This is a genomic window from Pseudomonas sp. LBUM1658 (genome assembly GCF_059716055.1).
The window spans coordinates 4,912,769-4,931,840 of the sequence record NZ_CP166798.1 but is presented as its reverse complement, the minus strand read 5'-3'; the positions used below and the strand labels follow the sequence as shown (position 1 = coordinate 4,931,840).

The 19,072-nt window shown below is 57.9% G+C and carries 15 protein-coding genes; 11 read left to right on the top strand and 4 right to left on the bottom strand.

All coding sequences use genetic code 11. From position 1 onward, the window contains the following. Positions 1–19: 19 nt before the first annotated feature. Together ACA064_RS22595 and ACA064_RS22590 are read right to left on the bottom strand one after the other, a co-directional pair. Positions 20–808, bottom strand: coding sequence for an MlaA family lipoprotein (locus ACA064_RS22595; protein WP_497670113.1), 789 nt, complete (start codon positions 806–808; stop codon positions 20–22). Then, positions 801–2,099, bottom strand: coding sequence for a serine/threonine protein kinase (locus ACA064_RS22590; protein WP_497670112.1), 1,299 nt, complete (start codon positions 2,097–2,099; stop codon positions 801–803). The genes ACA064_RS22595 and ACA064_RS22590 overlap by 8 nt, the downstream gene beginning before the upstream one ends. Before the next feature lie 232 nt (positions 2,100–2,331). Between ACA064_RS22590 and ACA064_RS22585 the strand changes: the two genes are divergently transcribed. Next, positions 2,332–2,700: a hypothetical protein gene (locus ACA064_RS22585; protein ID WP_497670111.1), complete on the top strand. Its 369-nt coding sequence runs from the start codon at positions 2,332–2,334 to the stop codon at positions 2,698–2,700. Positions 2,701–2,820: 120 nt separating this feature from the next. Here the strand turns inward: ACA064_RS22585 and ACA064_RS22580 are convergent, their stop codons facing one another. After that, entirely contained in the window at positions 2,821–4,416 is a 1,596-nt protein-coding gene (locus ACA064_RS22580; protein WP_497670110.1) for a glycoside hydrolase family 17 protein, read from the bottom strand. A gap of 288 nt (positions 4,417–4,704) precedes the next feature. On the opposite strand from ACA064_RS22580, the gene ACA064_RS22575 reads away from it, so the two are divergent. The 3 genes from ACA064_RS22575 (at position 4,705) to ACA064_RS22565 (ending at position 7,718) form a co-directional block, all read left to right on the top strand. After that, entirely contained in the window at positions 4,705–5,559 is an 855-nt protein-coding gene (locus ACA064_RS22575; protein WP_497670109.1) for a glycine betaine ABC transporter substrate-binding protein, read from the top strand. 192 nt (positions 5,560–5,751) lie between these two features. Then, entirely contained in the window at positions 5,752–6,063 is a 312-nt protein-coding gene (locus tag ACA064_RS22570; protein WP_150804270.1) for a DUF485 domain-containing protein, read from the top strand. Beyond that, complete coding sequence (locus tag ACA064_RS22565) at positions 6,060–7,718, top strand: cation acetate symporter (protein ID WP_497670108.1); 1,659 nt, start codon at positions 6,060–6,062, stop codon at positions 7,716–7,718. The genes ACA064_RS22570 and ACA064_RS22565 overlap by 4 nt, the downstream gene beginning before the upstream one ends. Before the next feature lie 503 nt (positions 7,719–8,221). On the opposite strand, the gene gltA is transcribed toward ACA064_RS22565, so the two are convergent. Further along, the gene (gene gltA, locus ACA064_RS22560; protein ID WP_497670107.1) at positions 8,222–9,511 is read right to left on the bottom strand and encodes a citrate synthase; all 1,290 of its coding nucleotides are present in this window, start codon (positions 9,509–9,511) and stop codon (positions 8,222–8,224) included. Positions 9,512–9,861: 350 nt separating this feature from the next. Between gltA and sdhC the strand changes: the two genes are divergently transcribed. The 7 genes from sdhC to lpdA all read left to right on the top strand — a co-directional run bounded on the left by sdhC (position 9,862) and on the right by lpdA (position 19,004). Beyond that, the gene (gene sdhC / locus ACA064_RS22555; RefSeq protein ID WP_497670106.1) at positions 9,862–10,248 is read left to right on the top strand and encodes a succinate dehydrogenase, cytochrome b556 subunit; all 387 of its coding nucleotides are present in this window, start codon (positions 9,862–9,864) and stop codon (positions 10,246–10,248) included. Then, positions 10,242–10,610 carry a succinate dehydrogenase, hydrophobic membrane anchor protein gene (gene sdhD, locus ACA064_RS22550; protein ID WP_052967227.1) on the top strand — a complete coding sequence of 123 codons (369 nt, stop codon included), beginning with the start codon at positions 10,242–10,244 and terminating at the stop codon, positions 10,608–10,610. The genes sdhC and sdhD overlap by 7 nt, the downstream gene beginning before the upstream one ends. A gap of 3 nt (positions 10,611–10,613) precedes the next feature. Then, a complete protein-coding gene (gene sdhA / locus ACA064_RS22545; protein ID WP_497670105.1) occupies positions 10,614–12,389 on the top strand; it encodes a succinate dehydrogenase flavoprotein subunit in 1,776 nt (591 codons plus the stop codon). 11 nt (positions 12,390–12,400) lie between these two features. Further along, entirely contained in the window at positions 12,401–13,105 is a 705-nt protein-coding gene (locus tag ACA064_RS22540; RefSeq protein ID WP_497670104.1) for a succinate dehydrogenase iron-sulfur subunit, read from the top strand. A gap of 262 nt (positions 13,106–13,367) precedes the next feature. Next, complete coding sequence (locus tag ACA064_RS22535) at positions 13,368–16,199, top strand: 2-oxoglutarate dehydrogenase E1 component (protein WP_497670103.1); 2,832 nt, start codon at positions 13,368–13,370, stop codon at positions 16,197–16,199. 42 nt (positions 16,200–16,241) lie between these two features. Then, the gene (gene odhB, locus ACA064_RS22530) at positions 16,242–17,462 is read left to right on the top strand and encodes a 2-oxoglutarate dehydrogenase complex dihydrolipoyllysine-residue succinyltransferase (protein ID WP_497670102.1); all 1,221 of its coding nucleotides are present in this window, start codon (positions 16,242–16,244) and stop codon (positions 17,460–17,462) included. Positions 17,463–17,567: 105 nt separating this feature from the next. Then, positions 17,568–19,004: a dihydrolipoyl dehydrogenase gene (gene lpdA, locus ACA064_RS22525; RefSeq protein WP_497670101.1), complete on the top strand. Its 1,437-nt coding sequence runs from the start codon at positions 17,568–17,570 to the stop codon at positions 19,002–19,004. The last annotated feature ends 68 nt before the right edge of the window (positions 19,005–19,072 follow it).

Below are 19,072 nucleotides of genomic sequence, written 5' to 3'. Positions count from 1 at the left end.
TCGTTACCCGCGTTTCGCGTTATTCGGCAATCTGCAACTTACGCGCCTCGGTGTAGACGTAACGGACCTTTTCGTACTCGAACGGTGTATTCAACTGACCGTAACGGAAGCTGGTCTGGTAGCGCTTGTCGATGCCACGCAGTAGCAGGAGTTCCGGATGGTTGCCGCTGACTTCGGCGACGTTGAGGAAGTTGATCTGCGCTTCCGCCGCGAAGTCGAACACCAGACCGCCGGTATCGCGCAGGTTCGATGGGCCGAGGATCGGCAGGATGACGTAGGCACCCCCCGGTACGCCATAGAAGCCCAGGGTCTGGCCGAAGTCTTCGTTCTGGCGCGGCAAACCCATTTTGCTGGCCGGGTCCCACAGGCCGGCGATGCCGACGGTGGTGTTGAGCAACAACCGACCGGTGGTTGCCATCGAGCGCTTGCCCTTGAGCTGAAACAGGCTGTTGAGCAGGTTGGGCACGTCGCCAAGGTTGTTGAAGAAGTTACTCACGCCGGTGCGCAGGAAGCTCGGGGTGATGTATTGGTAGCCGTTGACCACTGGCAGGAACACCCATTGATCGAAGCGATAGTTGAAGTGGTAGACCCGGCGGTTCCACGACTCCAGCGGGTCATAGACATTCAGCGCGTTCAACGTCGAGCGTTCGAATTCGCGCTGGTCCAGGCCGGGGTTGAACTTGAGTCTGGTCAGCGGCAGGGTGAAGCCGTCCTGTTCGACCACGCTGGGTGTGTTGGCCTTGCTGTTGTCGGCATTGACATAGCCTGCGCAGAGCAGCGCAGCGATAAGCAGGAGAGGTTTAACCACGGAAGAACTCCAGCATAGCGTCGCTGTTGACGCGATAGTTGAGGTTGCCGCAATGGCCGCCGAGAGGGTAGACGGTCAGACGATCGCCGAAGGTTTTACGCAGAAAGCCGAGGTCGCCCGGGCCAAGGATCACGTCGTCGGCGTTGTGCATCACGGCGATTTTCGGGCTGTCGTGCAGGTAGTCCTTGAGCGCGTAGAGGCTGACCTGGTCGATCAGTTGCAGCACGCTGCCGCCATCGGTGCGGGCGCGCCACATCGGGATCACCTGCTCGGTGAGGTAACAATCGAAGTCGCATTGCAGGGCGCGCTTGAGGAACGGCGTAAGGCTGGTACCCTCGGTGATCGGGTACTTGGGCGGGGTGATCAGGCCGCGGCGGTTGATCAGGTCCGAGGTGAAGGCAATGTCGGCTGCCGAGAAACGGAACGAGGTACCGATCAGCATGGCCATCTGTTCGTTGCTCAGATGCTGTTTGGACTGTTGAAAGTCGTAGACCAGCGCGTCATTGAGATCGATATAACCTTTTTGCTGGAAGTAACGGGTCAGCTTGTTCAGCACCAACTCATAAAACGTAGTGCTGTTGTTGATGCCCTTGACCTCGGTCTGGACCAGCTTGTCGAGGTTGGTGATCGAGGTGTAGAGGTTGACCGGTGGGTTGAGCAGCAAGACTTTCTTGAAGTTGAAGCTGCGCCGGGTTTCATCCAGTTTGCTGACAAACGCCGCGTCCAGGGCGCCCAGGCTGTAACCGGTGAGGTAGAACTCCGAGATCGGCAGTTTCGGGTGTTGCGCACGCACAGCCTGCATGACCCGGTACAGGTCTTCGGCGTCTTCCTTGGTCACGCCGGGTGTGGCAAAGCGCGAAGCAGCAGTCATGAAGTCGAAGCTGGTGGGCGACGACAGCTGCACCACGTGATAGCCGGCTTTGTAGTAAAGCTTTTTCAGGTATTCGTTGATGCTGCTGTGATAGGGCGCACCCGTGCCGGCAATCAGGAAAATCAGCGGTGCCGCATGGTCCTGTTTGGCCATGCGGTAGGTGAGCTTTTTCACCGCCCAGAAGTTGTCGGGCAAAGTGAATTCACGCTCCGGGCGCAATCTCAGGCTGTAATCCGCCTGGTCGATATCCTCATCTGCCGGCAGCTCTGGTCGCAGTTCCGGTGGCGTGGTGGCAATCGTTGCCTCGAACGGATTGGTCAGCGGATAGCCATAACTCGCAGCGTCGATATCCACTGCCAGTGCGGACGCACTCAGAATAAGGCCGCCAAAAAAGGCAGCGAAGCGCAAGGGTCGGAGCATGACTGAATCCCTTAGAGGAAGGTGCCGGGTAGAGTTAGCAGGCTATGACCACCACAATGGTACTGAAGTGCCATTTTTCGGACAAAGTGTCAGTTCAGGGGCGTAAATCGGGGTAATAGTAGCCGGACGATACACTTTCCGGTGATTTCGTGAACAGTTATCTGGTTATCTCGCTTGCTTACCCCTGTCGGGCGATTAAGCTGGGCGCCATTTTCGTTTACCGGAGTGCTTCATGTCCCGCCGCCTGCCCGTGATCCTGTTACTTATTGTTTTGCCGTTATGGCTGGCCGCCAGCTATGGCCTGCGTTACGGCTTTATGGAGGATGGGCAGTGGGTCGGCATTTGTGTCGACGAGGCAAGTCGCTGGGAATGCCAGGTGCGCTCGAACCTGGGGCTGATGATTCATTTCCAGATCCTGGGCTGGGCGGCCTTGGCGGCAGCGGTGCTCGGGTTTGTACTGCCGGGGCGTGGGGGCTGGTGGATGGCGGTGCTGGCACTGCTGTTCGGGTTTCCGGCGCTGGCCTTGTACAACACCAGCATGGCGGTGTTTGCGGTGGTGATGGGTGGGTTGCGGTTGGTCAGGGCGAGTCGCGGCGCCTGATCGATCGAATCGCGAGCAGGCTCTCCCACACTAGACCGTGTCCAGACACAAATCATGTGTACGACGCAGTTCCAGTGTGGGAGTGAGCCTGCTCGCGATAGCGCCGACAGGCGCTCTGGGTCAGGCCTTGCGAACCCGCAAGCTGCGCCACAGTGCGGCAACCATCAACCCGCTCACCAATGCCCAGCCCCAAGCCTGCTGGTTTTCCAGGCCTTCGCGATACAGCTGCGGGGCGATGGCGGCGCCGATGATAAAGGCCAGCAGGGCGATCTCTGCGCGCGGCGCCCTGACCGGGCGGCACAGGTAGACCAGTGCCGGCAGCAACAAGGCGGCGCTCGGGAAACTGCGGTAGCGCGGATCGAATACCAAGGCGAGCATCATCACCGCGCCAGCGAAGCCAGCGGCCGCCAGCAGCCAGCCGGCGCGCTGTTCCAGCCAGTTGAAGGCACGCTCACGCCAGGCGGTTTTGCTGCTCAGAGCCAGCGCAGCGTGTGCCAGTACCAACAGATTCAAGCCCACCAGTAATCCCGCCCAGATCCATTCGCCGGCAAAACGGCTGATGACCCGCGCCAGTTCACCCCAGGTGCCAATGGAGCAGGCCGCCACTGCACCGAGCAGCGGCAGGATCAGCGCAGCCCGAGTGCCGCCCACGCGACCACCAAGGATCAGTGTGCCGAGGAAGATCAAGCCACCGATACCCAGCCATAGTGGCCAGAAGGGCAGGTTCGATACCGGCCCTGCCAGTACGCCCTTGTCGTGACGGTCGGCGTCGAACAGCCCCCAGTAACCGCCGACCGCACCTTCACTGGCGCGCTTCCACGGTTGGTCGAAGGCTTCAATCAGGTTGTAGTGCCAGCCATTGTGTTCAGCCAGGGCGACAAAGCCGCGAATGAACTTGGCCTCGTTGACCCGACTTGGCAGGGCGGTTTCGCGCTGGCGGCCTTCGCTTGGCCAGCCGGTTTCGCCAATCATCACGTCTTTGGGGGCGAAGCGATTACCGAACACCTTGCGGACTTCAGCGACGTGGTTGAGGGCGGCGTCGATATTGGAGGGATCATCTTCCCAATACGGCAGCAAATGGATGGTCAGGAAGTCCACGGTTGGAGCGATTTCCGGATGCTTGAGCCAGAATTCCCAGACATCGGCGTAGGTCACTGGCTGTTTGACGTGGCTTTTCACCCGGACAATCAGCTTGGCCAGCTGGGGCCCGGTGATTTCCTTGCGCAACAGGACTTCGTTACCGACGATCACCGAGGTCACGACATCGGCGTTGGCATTGGCAGAAGCGATCAGCAAGTCGACTTCCTTGGCGGTGTCCACCGGGTTGCTGTTGATCCAGGCACCGATCATCAATTTCAGGCCGTGCTTGCGCGCCAGGGCGGGGAGGGCTTCAAGGCCGGTCATGGAATAGGTGCGGATGCATTCGAAGCGGGTTGCCAGCAGCGCAAGGTCGGCGTCCATGCGCTCGGGGCGCAGCTTGAACGGCTGGTCGAATGGCGATTGGTCTTTATCGAACGGGGTGTAGGAGGCGCATTGCAGCTTGTGGGTGGCGCTGGCCGCATCCGGCAGCAGCACCGGTTGGCCGAGGCCGTACCAGAAACCGCAAAGGGCAAACAGGCCAAGCAGACAGGCGAACAGGTAAGGTAAAAAAGCGAAGCGTGCAGTCGCGGGCATGGTCTGGCCGTATGGGGGCAAAGCCGCGCATCTTACCTGCATTTGACGCCCGCTTGGGCGGCTGCATGGTTTTGACATGCAAAGTTCGGGCGGGATCCGTTGTCGTATTTCTACTTGCCGTCGTTAATGGCGTTCTGATGTCGTTTCTCGTTGCCTTGAGGTCGCTGCCAGAGCAGGTCGCCGAGCACGGCAGGTTGATGATCGGTGCGTCAGTACTCCACTGATGTTCGGACGAGTTTGCGGTGAGGCGTGATGGGGGCGCTGTGCACTATAAAAATACGTTAGCGCGATTCGGCATCCGTCGAGCGCAGCACTTTCGGGGAAGTAACGATGAAGATACGACGCCTTTTAGGTGCAGGTGCCGCTCTGGTGCTTGCGATTGGCTCCACATTCGCCAATGCCGAGAGCAAAACCCTGACCATCGGTTACGTGGACGGTTGGTCCGACAGCGTCGCGACCACCCATGTGGCGGCTGAAGTGATCAAACAGAAGCTGGGTCATGACGTGAAGCTGCAAGCGGTCGCAACGGGGATCATGTGGCAGGGTGTAGCCACTGGCAAACTCGATGCCATGCTGTCTGCCTGGCTGCCCGTGACCCACGGCGAATACTGGAGCAAAAACAAGGATCAGGTCGTCGATTACGGTCCGAACTTCAAGGATGCGAAAATCGGTTTGATCGTGCCGGAGTACGTCAAAGCCAAGTCTATTGCCGATCTTAAAACCGACGACAGCTTCAAGGGTCGTATCGTCGGCATCGACGCAGGTTCAGGCGTGATGCTCAAAACCGAACAGGCGATCAAGGATTATGGCCTGGACAACTACACCCTCAAGGCCAGTTCCGGCGCCGGCATGATTGCCGAGCTGACCCGTGCCGATAAAAAACAGGAATCCATTGCCGTCACCGGTTGGGTGCCGCACTGGATGTTCGCCAAATGGAAACTGCGCTTCCTGGACGATCCGAAAGGCGTTTATGGCGCGGCTGAAACCGTCAACAACATCGGTAGCAAAGGCTTGGAAGCCAAAGCGCCGGATGTGGCGAAGTTCCTGAAGAACTTCCAGTGGGCATCGAAAGACGAAATTGGCGAAGTTATGTTGGCAATTCAGGACGGTGCCAAGCCTGAAGTGGCTGCCAAGGACTGGGTCGCCAAGCATCCGGAACGGGTTGCCGAGTGGACCGCCAAATAATCTCTCGAAACGTCTAAACCGCTATTATCAAGACCGCCTGGCGTTCGCGCCAGGCGGTCTTTTGCGTTGTTGGGGGCGACAATGCGTCACAGCAGTCATGTCGTTCTAATACTAAGGTCGTCTGGAACCGAATCTGTAGCCGCATAGAGTGGAATACGTTGCAATTCAATCTGTGCTGCGAGGACAAAAACAATGAACGACAGCATTTACCTCTCGATTCAAAACAGCCCGCGTTTCAAGGAGCTGGTCAGTAAAAGAGAGCGTTTCGCCTGGATTCTCTCGGCGATCATGCTTGGGCTTTACGCTGGCTTTATCCTTTTGATTGCTTATGGACCACATATACTGGGGGCGAAAATCAGCCCTGAGTCATCGATTACCTGGGGTATACCCATTGGTGTCGGGCTGATTCTTTCAGCCTTTGTCCTGACTGCGATCTACGTTCGACGCGCCAATGGCGAATTCGACGACCTGAACAATGCGATTCTCAAGGAGGCTCAGCAATGATCCGGCGTCTAATTGCGGCACTCGGTATAGCGGCCTTCGCCCCGGCAGTCTGGGCGGCGGAAGCCCTGACCGGCGAGGTGCAAAAACAACCACTCAACGTTTCGGCGATCCTGATGTTCGTCGCCTTTGTCGGCTTGACCCTGTGCATCACGTACTGGGCTTCCAAGCGTAACAATTCGGCGGCCGACTACTATGCGGCGGGCGGCAAGATCACCGGTTTCCAGAACGGTCTGGCAATTGCCGGTGACTACATGTCGGCGGCGTCCTTCCTGGGTATTTCCGCCTTGGTGTACACCTCCGGTTATGACGGCCTGATCTACTCGATCGGCTTCCTGGTGGGCTGGCCGATCATTCTGTTCCTGATCGCCGAGCGCCTGCGTAACCTGGGTAAATACACCTTTGCCGACGTAGCGTCCTACCGTCTCGGGCAAACCCAGATTCGCACCCTGTCGGCCAGCGGTTCGCTGGTGGTAGTGGCGTTCTACCTGATCGCGCAAATGGTTGGTGCCGGCAAGCTGATCCAGCTGCTGTTCGGTCTGGACTACCATATTGCGGTAATCCTGGTCGGTATCCTGATGTGCATGTACGTGCTGTTCGGCGGCATGCTGGCAACCACCTGGGTGCAAATCATCAAGGCTGTGCTGCTGCTCTCGGGCGCTACCTTCATGGCTGTCATGGTGATGAAGTACGTTAACTTCGACTTCAATGCGCTGTTTGCCGAAGCGACCAAGGTTCACCCTAAAGGTGAAGCAATCATGAGCCCCGGCGGCCTGGTGAAGGATCCGGTCTCGGCATTCTCCCTCGGCCTGGCGCTGATGTTCGGTACTGCCGGTCTGCCGCACATTCTGATGCGCTTCTTCACCGTAAGTGACGCTAAAGAAGCTCGTAAAAGCGTGCTGTATGCCACTGGCTTCATCGGCTACTTCTACATCCTGACCTTCATCATCGGCTTTGGCGCGATCCTGCTGGTCAGCACCAACCCGGCCTTCAAAGATGCGGCTGGCGCGCTGTTGGGCGGCAACAACATGGCGGCGGTGCACCTGGCTAACGCGGTGGGTGGCAGTATCTTCCTGGGCTTCATCTCGGCAGTAGCGTTCGCGACCATTCTGGCTGTTGTGGCTGGTTTGACTCTGGCCGGTGCTACGGCGGTGTCTCATGACCTTTACGCCAGCGTGATCAAGAAGGGCAAGGCCAACGACAAGGACGAGATCCGTGTCTCGAAAATCACCACCGTCGCTCTGGGCGTGCTGGCGATCGGTCTGGGCATTGCGTTCGAAAGCCAGAACATCGCGTTCATGGTGGGCCTGGCGTTCTCCATCGCGGCGAGCTGTAACTTCCCGGTGCTGCTGCTTTCCATGTACTGGAAAAAGCTGACCACCCGCGGCGCGATGATCGGCGGCTGGTTGGGTCTGATAAGCGCAGTTGGTTTGATGGTGCTTGGGCCAACCATTTGGGTGCAGATCCTGCATCACGAGAAGGCGATCTTCCCGTATGAGTACCCGGCGCTGTTCTCGATGGCTATTGCCTTTTTCGGGATCTGGTTCTTCTCCATCACTGACAAGTCGGCCGCGGCAGACAAGGAACGGGCGCTGTTCTACCCGCAATTCGTTCGCTCGCAGACTGGTCTGGGCGCGAGTGGGGCGGTGTCGCACTAAGAGCAGCCACAAACTGCAAGTTACAAGCTGCAAGTCAAAGGCTAGAAGCTGAGTTAGGCTGAAACGAAATACCCCTGTCGAGAGGCAGGGGTATTTTTTTGTGTGCGCCAGGCATGGCGCGTTGCGCGTAAGACGGTGCAAATCGTTAAATCCCAATACTTGCACGGGACGCTACGACATAGATCCGACAGGCATAAGCAGGATGCTCGCGCGAATTACTCCGGCAGACCATCAGGAGGTGGGAGCTGGAAGCTCCAAGGGCCGGTCCAGGCGCTTAGGTACATCAATGCAACCAAGCTCGCCGATACTGTTTGTCAGTAGGCAGGAACCGCGGTATACGGAGCCGTACGTACGGTGGTGTGAGAGGACGGCGGGGGTAATCCCGCCTCCTACTCGATCTGCTGCAAACTGAAGGCTTGCAGCTTGCAGCTTGCAGCTACACCGATCCAAAAAAAAGGCCTCTATATATAGAGGCCCTTTTTTTTGGATCGGTGTAGCGCTGCTTACTTGCGATCTTCCAGGTCGGGAATGTCACGCGACTCGTAGCCGGTGTACAACTGGCGCGGGCGGCCGATTTTGTATGGGCTGGAGAGCATTTCTTTCCAGTGGGAGATCCAGCCGACGGTCCGCGCCAGGGCGAAGATTACGGTGAACATGCTGGTTGGAATGCCGATCGCCTTGAGGATGATCCCCGAGTAGAAGTCGACGTTCGGGTACAGCGAGCGCTCAATGAAGTACGGGTCGGTCAGCGCGATTTCTTCCAGGCGCATGGCCAGGTCGAGTTGCGGATCGTTTTTGATGCCCAGCTCTTTGAGTACTTCGTCGCAGGTCTGCTTCATCACGGTGGCGCGTGGATCGCGGTTTTTGTAAACCCGGTGACCGAAGCCCATCAACTTGAACGGATCGTTCTTGTCCTTGGCCTTGGCGATGTACTTGTCGATGTTCGACAAATCGCCGATTTCGTCGAGCATGCTCAACACCGCTTCGTTGGCGCCGCCGTGAGCCGGGCCCCAGAGTGCAGCGATGCCGGCCGCGATACAGGCAAACGGGTTGGCACCCGAAGAGCCCGCCAGGCGTACGGTGGAGGTCGATGCGTTCTGCTCGTGGTCGGCATGGAGGATGAAGATCTTGTCCATGGCCTTGGCGAGTACCGGGCTGATCGGTTTGATCTCGCACGGGGTGTTAAACATCATGTGCAGGAAGTTTTCCGCGTACGTCAGGTCGTTGCGCGGGTACATCATGGGCTGGCCCATGGAGTACTTGTAAACCATTGCGGCCAGGGTCGGCATCTTGGCAACCAGGCGGATCGCGGAGATTTCGCGATGCTGCGGGTTTTTGATGTCCAGGGAGTCGTGGTAGAAGGCCGAGAGGGCACCCACTACGCCGCACATGATGGCCATCGGGTGGGCGTCGCGACGAAAGCCGTTGAAGAAGCTCTTCAGCTGCTCGTGGACCATGGTGTGGTTTTTCACGGTGCTGACGAAATGGGCCTTTTGCTCTGCCGTCGGCAGTTCGCCGTTGAGCAGCAGGTAGCAGGTTTCCAGGTAGTCCGACTTCTCGGCCAGCTGTTCGATCGGGTAACCGCGGTGCAGCAGGATGCCGTTGTCGCCATCGATATAGGTGATCTTCGACTCGCACGAGGCGGTCGACATGAAACCAGGGTCAAAGGTGAAACGGCCCGTGGCCGTCAGGCCCCGAACGTCGATAACATCGGGACCAACGGTGCCGGTTAAAATGGGCAGCTCGACGGGGGCTGCGCCCTCGATGATCAACTGCGCTTTTTTGTCAGCCATGTGGCCTCCTATTTATGCTTGAAATCATCAGACAGACCCCCCACGCAGGGCCCGCACCACTATAGTGAGATAAATTTGAATGTCAATTTGCCTAAAGTCTTGCCCCAGAAGGCTTTAACCAGAGTTTTTCCTCGAAATTCCCTGCCATTTACGCCTTTTATTCATCTAACGCAATCAGCTATTAGGGGGAGGCGATTGCGTTGTCATTAGCGACCTAACTGTCTATACTCGGCCTCCGACCGCCAGGGGCTTTTGGGCCCGTTTTGATGGGGGTCGCACTCCCTGGGTGGTGGTTACCTGACCAGTGCACTCCCCAACAACTTTGCCCTGATTGTTAGGGGCTCTTCAGTGTGAAAAAAGCCGTGAATAGCCAACGACCTGTAAACCTAGACCTAAGGACCATCAAACTCCCCATCACCGGCGTTACGTCATTTCTTCACCGTGTTTCCGGCATCATCCTCTTCCTGGGCCTTGGCATCATGCTTTATGCATTGGGCAAATCCCTGGGTTCGGAGGAAGGTTTCGTCGAGGTGAAAGAATGCTTGACCAGTCCGCTGGCCAAGTTCGTGGCATGGGGCCTGCTATCCGCCTTGCTGTATCACCTGGTGGCCGGTGTACGCCATTTGTTGATGGACATGGGCATCGGCGAGACGCTGGAAGGCGGCACGCTGGGCTCGAAAATCGTTATCGCCATTTCCGTGGTGATGATCGTTCTGGCGGGAGTTTGGATATGGTAACCAGCGTTACGAATCTGTCGCGTTCCGGCCTCTATGACTGGATGGCACAACGTGTGTCTGCGGTCGTTCTCGCGGCTTATTTCATCTTCCTGATCGGATACCTCGTTGCGAACCCTGGCATTGGCTACACCCAATGGCACGAACTGTTCGCAAGCAACTGGATGCGTATCTTCAGCCTGCTGGCCCTGGTTGCCCTTGGCGCTCACGCCTGGGTCGGCATGTGGACCATCGCGACCGACTACCTGACGCCGATGGCGCTGGGCAAGTCCGCGACGGCAGTACGATTCCTCTTCCAGGCAGTATGCGGCGTTGCGATGTTCGCTTACTTCGTCTGGGGTGTGCAGATTCTTTGGGGTATCTGATTCATGGCTAACACAGTTAATACACTCGCATTCGACGCCATCATCATTGGCGGCGGCGGTGCTGGCATGCGCGCTGCGCTGCAACTCGCCCAGGGCGGTCACAAGACTGCCGTGGTCACCAAGGTGTTCCCGACCCGTTCCCACACCGTTTCGGCCCAGGGTGGCATCACTTGCGCGATCGCCTCCGCCGATCCAAACGATGACTGGCGCTGGCACATGTACGATACCGTCAAGGGTTCCGACTATATCGGTGACCAGGACGCTATCGAATACATGTGCTCCGTAGGCCCGGAAGCGGTCTTCGAGCTGGAACACATGGGTCTGCCGTTCTCCCGTACCGAACAGGGCCGCATCTACCAGCGTCCGTTCGGCGGTCAGTCCAAGGACTTCGGTAAAGGTGGCCAGGCCGCCCGTACCTGCGCTGCAGCCGACCGTACCGGTCACGCGCTGTTGCACACTCTGTATCAGGCCAACCTCAAGGCTGGCACCGTATTCCTCAATGAGTACTACGGCGTCGATCTGGTGAAGAACGAAGATGGTGCCTTTGTCGGCATGATCGTGATCTGCATCGAAACCGGTGAAACCTCGTACATCCGCGCCAACGCTACTGTATTGGCGACCGGCGGTGCAGGCCGTATCTACTCGTCCACCACCAATGCCCTGATCAACACCGGTGATGGCGTCGGCATGGCTCTGCGTGCTGGCGTGCCGGTACAAGACATCGAAATGTGGCAGTTCCACCCGACCGGCATCGCCGGCGCCGGTGTATTGGTTACCGAAGGCTGCCGCGGTGAAGGCGGTTACCTGATCAACAAGCACGGCGAGCGTTTCATGGAGCGTTATGCTCCGAACGCCAAAGACCTTGCCGGTCGTGACGTGGTAGCCCGCTCCATGGTTAAAGAGATCATTGCCGGTAACGGCTGTGGTCCGGATGGCGACCACGTTCTGCTGAAACTCGATCACCTCGGTGAAGAAGTGCTGCACAGCCGTCTGCCAGGCATCTGCGAGCTGTCCAAGACCTTCGCGCACGTCGATCCAGTGACCGCGCCGGTTCCAGTGGTTCCTACCTGCCACTATATGATGGGTGGCGTTCCCACCAACATTCATGGCCAGGCGATCACTCAGGACGCCGACGGTGTTGATCAGATCATCCCTGGTCTGTTCGCTGTAGGTGAAGTGGCTTGCGTATCGGTTCACGGTGCCAACCGTCTGGGCGGTAACTCGCTGCTCGACCTGGTAGTGTTCGGTCGTGCCGCCGGCCTGTTCCTGGAACAGACCCTGAAGGAAGGCGTTGATTACACTCGCGCTCGCCAGTCCGACATCGACGCTGCCCTGGCACGTCTCGATGGCCTGAACTCGCGTACCGAAGGCGAAGACGTAGCGACCCTGCGTAAAGAGCTGCAAAGCTGCATGCAGAACTACTTCGGTGTATTCCGTACTGGCGAATACATGCAGAAGGGTATTGCTCAGCTGGCGGATCTGCGTGGCCGTATCGCCAACGTCAAGATCAACGACAAGAGCCAGGCGTTCAACACCGCTCGTATCGAAGCCCTGGAACTGCAAAACCTGCTGGAAGTGGCTGAAGCAACCGCCATTGCCGCAGAGATCCGTAAAGAGTCCCGCGGCGCTCACGCCCGTGAAGACTTCGAAGATCGCGATGACGTCAACTGGTTGTGCCACACCCTGTACTTCCCTGGTGAGAAACGCGTTGCCAAGCGTGCAGTGAACTTCTCGCCAAAAACAGTCCCGACCTTTGAACCAATGATTCGGACTTATTAAGGGTGGCCGCCATGTTGAAAGTCAGTGTTTATCGCTACAACCCTGATCGGGACGCTACGCCGTTCATGCAGGAATTTTCGGTCGATACCGGTGGTAAAGACCTGATGGTGCTGGATGTGCTGGCCCTGATCAAAGAGCAGGACGAAGGTTTCTCCTATCGTCGCTCTTGCCGTGAAGGTGTCTGCGGCTCCGACGGCATGAACATCAACGGCAAAAACGCTCTGGCGTGCGTCACGCCGCTGTCGGCTGTCGTAAAAGGTAACAAGCTGATCGTTCGACCTCTGCCAGGTTTGCCGGTTATCCGTGACCTGGTCGTCGATATGAGCATCTTCTACAAGCAGTACGAAAAAGTTAAGCCATACCTGCAGAACGACACGCCGGCTCCGGCCATCGAGCGTCTGCAGTCCCCTGAAGAGCGTGAAAAGATTGATGGTCTGTACGAGTGCATCCTGTGCGCTTGCTGCTCGACCTCTTGCCCGTCCTTCTGGTGGAACCCGGACAAGTTCCTGGGTCCAGCTGCGCTGCTGCAAGCTTATCGCTTCCTGGCAGACAGCCGTGACACCCAGACTTCCGAGCGTCTGGCTTCGCTGGATGACCCGTTCAGCGTATTCCGCTGCCGCGGGATCATGAACTGCGTCAACGTTTGTCCGAAAGGCCTGAACCCGACCAAGGCCATCGGTCACATCCGTAACATGCTGCTGCAAAGCGGCGTGTGATTCAGCAGCTGTACCCGTAGCACCGCTGTACCCGTAGACGCTGCGGCGCAGGCTTCAACCGGCGCCGTAGTTTTAACCTGAGCAGCAGCTCAAGAAGCTGCGGCTCTTATTTTGAAGAAATGAGACAAGCAGGGGCATCCGGGCTGGTACCCGGACTATCAGCGTGATCCTAAGTGGCTTGTTTTGGTCGCTGCATTCGGACTTCTGCAAGTTTGCTCGGTGTCGACGCCGGTGGTGTTCCCCTAACCGAGGGTGACCAAGCATGCAAGAAAGCGTGATGCAGCGCATGTGGAACAGCGCCTACCTATCCGGTAGTAATGCTGCCTATGTGGAAGAGCTCTATGAGCTCTACCTGCACGACCCTAACGCTGTGCCAGAAGAGTGGCGCACCTACTTTCAGAAGCTTCCGACTGACGGCAGCTCTGCCATCGATGTTTCGCACTCGACAATTCGCGATCATTTCGTCTTGCTGGCAAAGAACCAGCGCCGCGCCCAACCGGTTTCCGCCGGCAGCGTGAGCAGTGAGCACGAGAAGAAGCAAGTTGAAGTGCTGCGACTGATCCAGGCCTACCGTATGCGTGGCCACCAGGCAGCCCAGCTTGACCCGCTGGGGCTGTGGCAGCGTCCTGCACCTGCAGACCTGTCGATCAATCATTACGGCTTGACCAATGCCGATCTTGATACGACCTTCCGTGCCGGCGACCTATACATCGGCAAAGAGGAAGCGAGCCTACGCGAAATTCACGAAGCGTTGCAGCAGACATATTGCCGCACCATCGGTTCTGAATTTACCCATATCGTCGATTCCGAGCAGCGCCAGTGGTTCCAGCAGCGTCTGGAAAGCGTGCGTGGCCGTCCGAGCTACTCCGCGGACATCAAGAGCCACCTGCTCGAGCGTGTGACTGCCGCCGAAGGCCTGGAAAAATACCTGGGTACCAAATACCCGGGCACCAAGCGTTTCGGTCTGGAAGGCGGTGAAAGCCTGATCCCGTTGCTGGATGAACTGATTCAGCGTTCGGGCTCCTACGGCACCAAGGAAATCGTTATCGGCATGGCCCACCGTGGTCGTCTGAACGTATTGGTCAACACCTTCGGCAAGAACCCGCGCGATCTGTTCGACGAATTCGAAGGCAAGAAAAAGGTCGAGCTGGGTTCCGGTGACGTCAAATACCACCAGGGCTTCTCCTCCAACGTCATGACTGCCGGCGGTGAAGTTCACCTGGCCATGGCCTTCAACCCTTCCCACCTGGAAATCGTTTCACCAGTGGTCGAGGGTTCGGTACGTGCCCGTCAGGATCGTCGTAACGACCCTACCGGTGAAAAGGTTCTGCCGATTTCCATCCACGGCGACGCTGCTTTCGCAGGTCAGGGCGTGGTCATGGAAACCTTCCAGATGTCGCAGACTCGCGGCTTCAAGACTGGCGGCACGATCCATCTGGTGATCAACAACCAGGTTGGTTTCACCATCAGCAATCCGGAAGACTCGCGTTCCACCGAGTACTGCACCGACGTTGCGAAAATGATCCAGGCGCCGATCCTCCATGTGAATGGTGATGATCCGGAAGCCGTATTGTTCGTGACCCAGCTCGCCATCGATTACCGCATGCAGTACAAGCGCGACATCGTGATCGACCTGGTGTGCTACCGCCGTCGCGGCCACAACGAGGCCGATGAACCTAGCGGTACTCAGCCGTTGATGTATCAGCAGATCGGCAAGCAGCGCACTACCCGTGAGTTGTACGCCGAGCGCCTGATCCAGTCCGGTGTGTCCGATGCCGCGCGTGTTCAGGCCAAGATCGACGAATATCGCAACGCGCTGGACAACGGTCTGCATGTTGTAAAAAGCCTGGTCAAAGAGCCGAACAAAGAGTTGTTCGTGGACTGGCGTCCGTATCTGGGCCACGCCTGGACCGCGCGTCATGACACTCGCTTCGATCTGAAAACCTTGCAGGAACTGTCCGCCAAGCTGCTGGAAATTCCGGAAGGCTTCGTGGTTCAGCGTCAGGTTTCGAAAATCTACGAAGACCGTCAGAAGATGCAAGCCGGCGGCCTGCCGATCAACTGGGGTTACGCCGAAACCATGGCGTACGCGACCCTGGCGTTCGAAGGTCACCCGATTCGTCTCACTGGCCAGGACATAGGCCGCGGCACTTTCTCGCACCGTCATGCGGCGTTGCACAACCAGAAAGATGGCAGCACCTACATTCCATTGCAGCACCTGTACAAAGGTCAGCCTCGTTTCGACCTGTACGACTCGCTGCTGTCCGAAGAAGCGGTTCTGGCGTTCGAGTACGGTTACTCGACCACCGAGCCAAACGCCCTGGTTATCTGGGAAGCGCAGTTCGGCGACTTCGCCAACGGTGCCCAGGTGGTCGTTGACCAGTTCATCACCAGCGGCGAGCACAAGTGGGGCCGTCTCTGCGGTCTGACCATGTTGCTGCCACATGGTTATGAAGGGCAGGGGCCGGAGCACTCCTCGGCTCGTCTGGAACGTTACCTGCAGCTGTGCGCCGAGCACAACATTCAGGTCTGCGTGCCGACTACGCCGGCTCAGATCTACCACTTGCTGCGCCGTCAGGTGATTCGTCCGCTGCGCAAGCCCCTGGTAGTCCTGACTCCGAAGTCGCTGTTGCGTCACAAAATGGCCATCTCGACCCTGGAAGATCTGGCCGAAGGTTCGTTCCAGACCGTAATCCCGGAAATCGATGTTCAGGACCCGAAAAAGGTCGAGCGCATTGTTCTGTGTAGCGGCAAGGTCTACTACGACCTGCTGGAAAAACGCCGTGCCGAAGGTCGTGACGACATCGCTATCGTGCGTATCGAGCAGCTGTATCCGTTCCCTGAGGACGACCTGATGGAGACGCTCGCCCCTTACACCAACCTCGAACACGTGGTCTGGTGCCAGGAAGAGCCGATGAACCAGGGCGCCTGGTACAGCAGCCAGCATCACATGCGTCGCAGCCTGACCAACCACAAGAAAGGCCTGTTCCTGGAATACGCTGGTCGTGAGGCGTCCGCCGCACCTGCTTGCGGTTACGCTTCGATGCACGCCGAGCAGCAGGAAAAACTGCTGCAAGATGCTTTCACTGTTTAACGCCTTCGCGCACCTGAAACCGAATTTAAGGACCCACAGATAATGGCTATCGAGATCAAAGCCCCCACTTTCCCGGAATCGGTTGCCGATGGCACCGTTGCCACCTGGCACAAACAACCGGGCGACGCCGTCAAGCGTGACGAACTGATCGTCGACATTGAAACCGACAAAGTCGTACTGGAAGTTCTGGCCACCGCTGACGGCGTGCTGGGCGCTATCGTCAAGGGCGAAGGCGAAACCGTTCTGTCCGACGAAGTTCTGGGCTCCATCCAGGCGGGCGGTGCTGCTGCCGCTCCGGCTGCCGCTGCTCCTGCCGCCGCTGCCCAGGCTGCTGCTCCAGCCGCTGCTGGCGAAGACGATCCGGTTGCTGCACCGGCTGCTCGCAAGCTGGCTGAAGAAAACGCCATCAACATCGCTTCCGTTGCTGGTACTGGCAAAGGCGGTCGTGTGACCAAGGAAGACGTAGTCGCAGCCGTTGCTGCCAAGAAAGCCGCTCCGGCTGCCGCGCCTGCCAAGGCTGCAGCTCCTGCTGCCTCTGCTCCAGTGTTCGCTGCTGGCGACCGTGTAGAAAAACGCGTGCCGATGACCCGCCTGCGGGCCAAGGTTGCCGAGCGTCTGGTTGAAGCTCAATCGAACATGGCGATGCTGACCACGTTCAACGAAGTCGACATGACCGAAGTCATGGCCCTGCGTTCGAAGTACAAGGACCTGTTCGAGAAGTCCCACAACGGCGTGCGCCTGGGCTTCATGTCGTTCTTCGTGAAGGCTGCCACCGAAGCGCTTAAGCGCTACCCGGCTGTCAACGCCTCGATCGACGGTGCCGACATCGTTTACCACGGTTACGCCGATGTCGGTGTTGCGGTGTCCAGCGATCGCGGTCTGGTTGTACCGGTCCTGCGTAACGCCGAACTGATGAGCCTGGCTGAAATCGAAGGCGGCATCGCCACCTTTGGCAAGAAAGCCCGTGACGGCAAGCTGTCCATGGACGAAATGACCGGTGGTACCTTCACTATCACCAACGGTGGTACTTTCGGTTCGATGATGTCGACTCCGATCGTCAACCCGCCGCAAGCGGCTATCCTGGGCATGCACAACATCCTGCAGCGTCCTATGGCGATCAACGGTCAGGTTGTCATCCGTCCGATGATGTACCTGGCTCTGTCCTACGATCACCGTTTGATCGATGGCAAAGAAGCTGTGACGTTCCTGGTTACCATCAAAAACCTGCTGGAAGATCCGGCTCGTCTGCTGCTGGATATCTGATTAAGCAGCTGCAAGCTACAAGCTGCAAGCGACAAGCCTTGTACGGTTTCGCTTCGGCTTGCAGCTTGTGGCTTGAAGCTTGCCGCTAAAAGAGGATCTTTTTACATGACCCAGAAATTCGACCTGGTAGTGATTGGCGCGGGCCCTGGCGGCTATGTAGCTGCTATTAAAGCCGCGCAACTTGGCCTCAAGACTGCCTGCATCGAGAAATATACCGACAAGGAAGGCAAACTGGCCCTTGGCGGTACGTGCCTGAACGTCGGTTGCATCCCTTCCAAGGCGCTGCTCGACAGCTCCTGGAAATTCCACGAAGCGCAAGATGGCTTCGCGATCCACGGTATCAACCACGCTGGCGTGACCATGGACGTAGCCGCCATGGTCGGCCGCAAGGCCAATATCGTCAAAGGCCTGACCTCCGGGGTTGCCACCCTGTTCAAGGCTAACGGTGTGACTTCCCTGCAAGGCCACGGCAAACTGCTGGCCGGCAAGAAAGTCGAACTGACCAAGCCTGATGGCACTGTCGAAGTCATCGAAGCCGACAACGTGATTCTCGCTTCCGGCTCGCGTCCGATCGATATTCCACCGGCTCCGGTTGACCAGAATGTGATCGTTGATTCGACGGGCGCTCTGGAATTCCAGAGCGTACCTAAGCGTCTGGGCGTCATCGGCGCTGGCGTGATCGGTCTGGAACTGGGTTCGGTATGGTCCCGTCTGGGCGCTCAGGTGACTGTCCTGGAAGCACTGGATACGTTCCTGATGGCTGCCGACGCCGCCGTTTCCAAGGAAGCCTTGAAAACCCTGACCAAACAAGGTCTGGACATCAAGCTCGGCGCTCGCGTAACCGGTTCCAAAGTCAACGGCGAAGAAGTCGTAGTGACTTACACCGATGCCAACGGCGAACAGACCATTACTTTCGACAAGCTGATCGTAGCCGTTGGTCGCCGTCCAGTGACCACTGATCTGTTGGCTTCCGACAGCGGCGTGAACATCGATGAGCGCGGTTTCGTGTTCGTTGACGATTATTGCGCCACCAGCGTTCCGGGCGTTTTTGCGATCGGCGACGTGGTTCGCGGCATGATGCTGGCCCACAAGGCTTCCGAGGAAGGCATCATGGTCGTTGAGCGGATCAAGGGCCACAAAGCCCAGATCAACTATGACCTGATCCCTTCGGTTATTTATACTCACCCGGAAATCGCGTGGGTCGGGAAAACCGAGCAGACCTTGAAAGCTGAAGGCGTTGAAGTTAACGTCGGCACTTTCCCGTTCGCAGCCAGTGGCCGTGCCATGGCAGCCAACGATACCGGCGGTTTCGTAAAAGTTATCGCTGATGCCAAGACTGACCGCGTATTGGGCGTCCACGTGATTGGCCCGAGCGCTGCAGAGCTTGTGCAACAAGGCGCAATCGGCATGGAATTCGGCACCAGTGCCGAAGACCTGGGCATGATGGTCTTCTCCCATCCGACCCTGTCCGAAGCCTTGCACGAAGCAGCTTTGGCAGTGAATGGCGGCGCCATTCACATCGCCAACCGCAAGAAGCGTTAAGACAATAAGAAACCACGGCGCTATGCCCGTCGTGAGTCTTGTGTGCAAGGCTCACCGCGGAACTTGAG